2 protein-coding genes are annotated in these 3,410 nt (G+C 43.7%); one reads left to right on the top strand and one right to left on the bottom strand.

The window, feature by feature from the left end:
* A partial coding sequence (locus AC3A8L_RS20655) for a PA4642 family protein (RefSeq protein WP_487964164.1) occupies positions 1-183 on the top strand: 183 nt, incomplete at its 5' end.
* Positions 184-590: 407 nt separating this feature from the next.
* On the opposite strand, the gene AC3A8L_RS20650 is transcribed toward AC3A8L_RS20655, so the two are convergent.
* A partial coding sequence (locus AC3A8L_RS20650) for a glycoside hydrolase family 6 protein (protein ID WP_487964163.1) occupies positions 591-3,410 on the bottom strand: 2,820 nt, incomplete at its 5' end.

Below are 3,410 nucleotides of genomic sequence, written 5' to 3'. Positions count from 1 at the left end.
ATTGAAGTCGCTTACCGCGGTATGCACAAAGAGAACTTCGCCACCTTTGTGCGCTTTTTTACAGACGCAGGCCGCAACATTAATGGAGTAGGCCCTACGGGTAAAATAATGCCTCAAATTATTGCAAGCCATAGACAAGGTGGTGATTGTCTCACCGCCTTAAACGCTGCTGGCGCTAAATAATTCAGGAGGGGAATTACGTATGATACAAAGGCGCTAACACTCCAACGGGCAAACCCCTGAGCAATGTTAGCGCCTTTTTTTGTCGCGAGCATCAATGGAGTATCTCATGATAAAAACACTGGCTAACAACAACCTCGCCACCGACGTTAATTACTATTTCGAGGGTGTTAACTTACTGTGACGTAAAGAATTGCGTCTTTATATTTTAGTGCCGCTCGTTATTAATCTTATTATTTTCTTCACACTTACAGCCACCATGGTTGTAGTGGATGAAATATTGTTTCCTCGCCCCTAACATTACACCGACTGGGCTTTAATGTAGGGGCTAAAACAAAAAAGGCACGAATGGATTCACCCGTGCCTTTTTTTGTACTCAGGGCCATTAAAAATGACCCTGCATTGATAACTTAGAAGTTGTCCTGACTAATTGAGTCGGGGGTTAACCACAACTGATCTTGAACATAGACACCTTTAAACGAAGGGTTACTATTAAAAAACTCTTCTACAGTAAGCTCAAACTCAGGAAAATCTGAATCGTTATAATACTCGATCATCAAGTCAGACTCTTCACGGTACCACTGCAACCCATCTTGGTTAACCTTCGGTAAAAACACACGATTAACACCCTCAGTATCGTTAATGGTTATTTGGCTGTAACGGCCAAAGACATAAAACTCATCGTCGCCGGGACCACCGCTAGCCTTCTGGTCGACCTCTACCCCAGTCATTACCAAAATATCATTGCCCTCACCGCCAATTAAATTGACGCCCTGCAGCCAATCATTACCCTTCCCTCCTTCTAAAACCATACTATTAAGAAGATCAATAATGAAATCATCACCGGCCAAACCATTCGGTACTAGATTTGTAAAGTTCGTATTGGGTTCACGAATTAATGCATCGGCCAACAAACTACCACTTAAATATCTGTCAGCATCAAAAGCAACCTCACCAGAATAAGTATTCCCATTAGTATCGGTAACATCTAAACGAATCACTTGTTGCGCTAATGTCCCGCCCAATACATCCTGAATAGGAACCTCTAAAGATCCACCTTCATATATTAGTGTTTCCGGTAATGGCACAACAATACCGTCAGCAACAAAACGTACGCTTGCAATGCTGGCTTCAGCGATTTCTGCTTCGATAAGAATATCGCTTAAACCTTCTATTGGCATTTTTGCTGAACTTAAGTGAATATCCAATGCTTTTTTACCACGCTCAACCGGTGCAATTAAAGGTGGCCATGCATTTTCAATCAACTGGATAAAGTGCTCATCAAACCAAGCACTTGCAGGTGTGGGATTCTCTTTGGCTCCACGAAAATCACTTGAACAATCCATAGTAGAACGCTCCTTATAAATACCGTAACGCTCAGCATTGTCGTCCCCATCCGATTCGCCGGGCGGTTTGAACCAGTAGAAAGCATGGACATATTCTTGATTTTCTGCAGGGTTGGCACGAGGGAATTCCCCCAGGCCCGCAGCAGCATTGTTACACCAAAGCCAGCGCGCATCACGGCGATCTAGTCGAAACTCTTCGCCAAAGCCCTGTGTTTGTGGCCGTCCCGCGCCACCCCAACCATTACGTGAAGAATCAATAATGACACCAAATTTTTCTTCAGTTACTGTACTCATTCCTTCAATAATTGCCGCAGCATACTCAGAGGCAGACGCCATGGCATTCCATTTATAAAAGCCAAGTTCCTCTGGCTTTTCGTCTAGCATATAAGGTTCTTCAAACGGGATATATTCCGACATATTAGTAACGAAGCCCGAAATAATACTGTAATCCGGCGCGTTACTATCAGTTGCTAGTCCGATCCATTCTTTAGTTAAACCGACTAACGTTGGCACGCGCCAGCCAAGCCAAGCAGCATGCGCGGCATCTAAATACGTATAAACATTCGGCACCGTCGCAAATTTCTGCATGGCATACACGACACTCTGACGATAATAACCTTCCATAAAAGGAATATCACAGTAAGTGATGCTGTCGTAATTTCTTTCATGATTCACCGAAGCCGCCAATGCACCCGGCTCAACAGCAGCCACTAAACGCACATTCGGGAAGCTAGCCGCTAGGGCTGCAATTGTATCAATATACTTTTTATACGCCGCAAAACCTTCTGGGGTTGCTTCAAATTCACCAGGGTGATTACCCGAAACACAATCTCGTGCTGGTACATTAAAGACCACAGTAGACAATACTACGGGCTCACCCTGTGCCGTTTTCTGTGCATTCTCTAAATGGTTAAGTAAATTTGTACGCTTATCTTTTGGTGTATCACATAGCTTAGCGGTACTATCTAACCAAATGCCGGTAGATTCATATTTAACCAAATCCATTGCCGCGACCATAACGGGATCATCCATTTGATCCTGTGTCGAACTTACTCGATCGGCGTAATCGGGATCGGCATAAAATTCAGCATCCGCATAAGGGTTCGAAACACGATCAGCAAAATTCGCCTGTGGCGGCATAATACCGTTACAGGCATTCGCCAATACTTTAGACCGCGAAACCTCAGTTGCAGAAGGTGTAATTACCGTTATCTCAACATGTGCATAGCTGTAAGCACCGTAATCTTCAGCGAGTAATACAATTCGATTGCTACCCCTAATTAAATCCGCCGCTGGAATGATAAGCTCACGCTCAATTAAATCCGCGGCATCATTACCGCCCACACGGCTGGGATACAGTGTTCCGTTAACCCAAATACTAGCGACGTTATCGACAAAATAACGCATTTTAAGTTGCTGTCCCTCAGCAATAACGACATCCGCATGTGCCCATATATTGGTATTTAACGGCCAAATAATATTAGCATTGGCAGGTAACGTTGTATTTAAAACCAACGGATGATCATCCGCATTAGCAAACGGCCCCTCACCACGCTCCCATTCCGTTAAATCGGTTTCGACTGAGGAGTAAACGGGTAGGGCTTGGTCGATGTAATCTTCTGGGTCTATTATTTTGTAGGACCATATGGTTGATGCTCTTTCACTAATACTTTTAGCTTCAAACAACGCAAGCTTCGTTACAGGATCGCCATCACCAAATTGAAAATAAGGAATTTGTGATTCAGCGCCAACATTAAAATGAAACCAGTTATCAAATGTGACGCTACCACCATCGGCCAATATTTCCACGACCAAGTCATATTCACTTTTAACTAGGCGTATACCGTCCATATCAATATCTTCAAAATGCAGAACATCTTGATT

This window comes from Marinagarivorans sp. (assembly GCF_982758155.1).
Note: the sequence above shows the minus strand (reverse complement) of the source record. Positions and strands in the feature narration are given on the sequence as shown.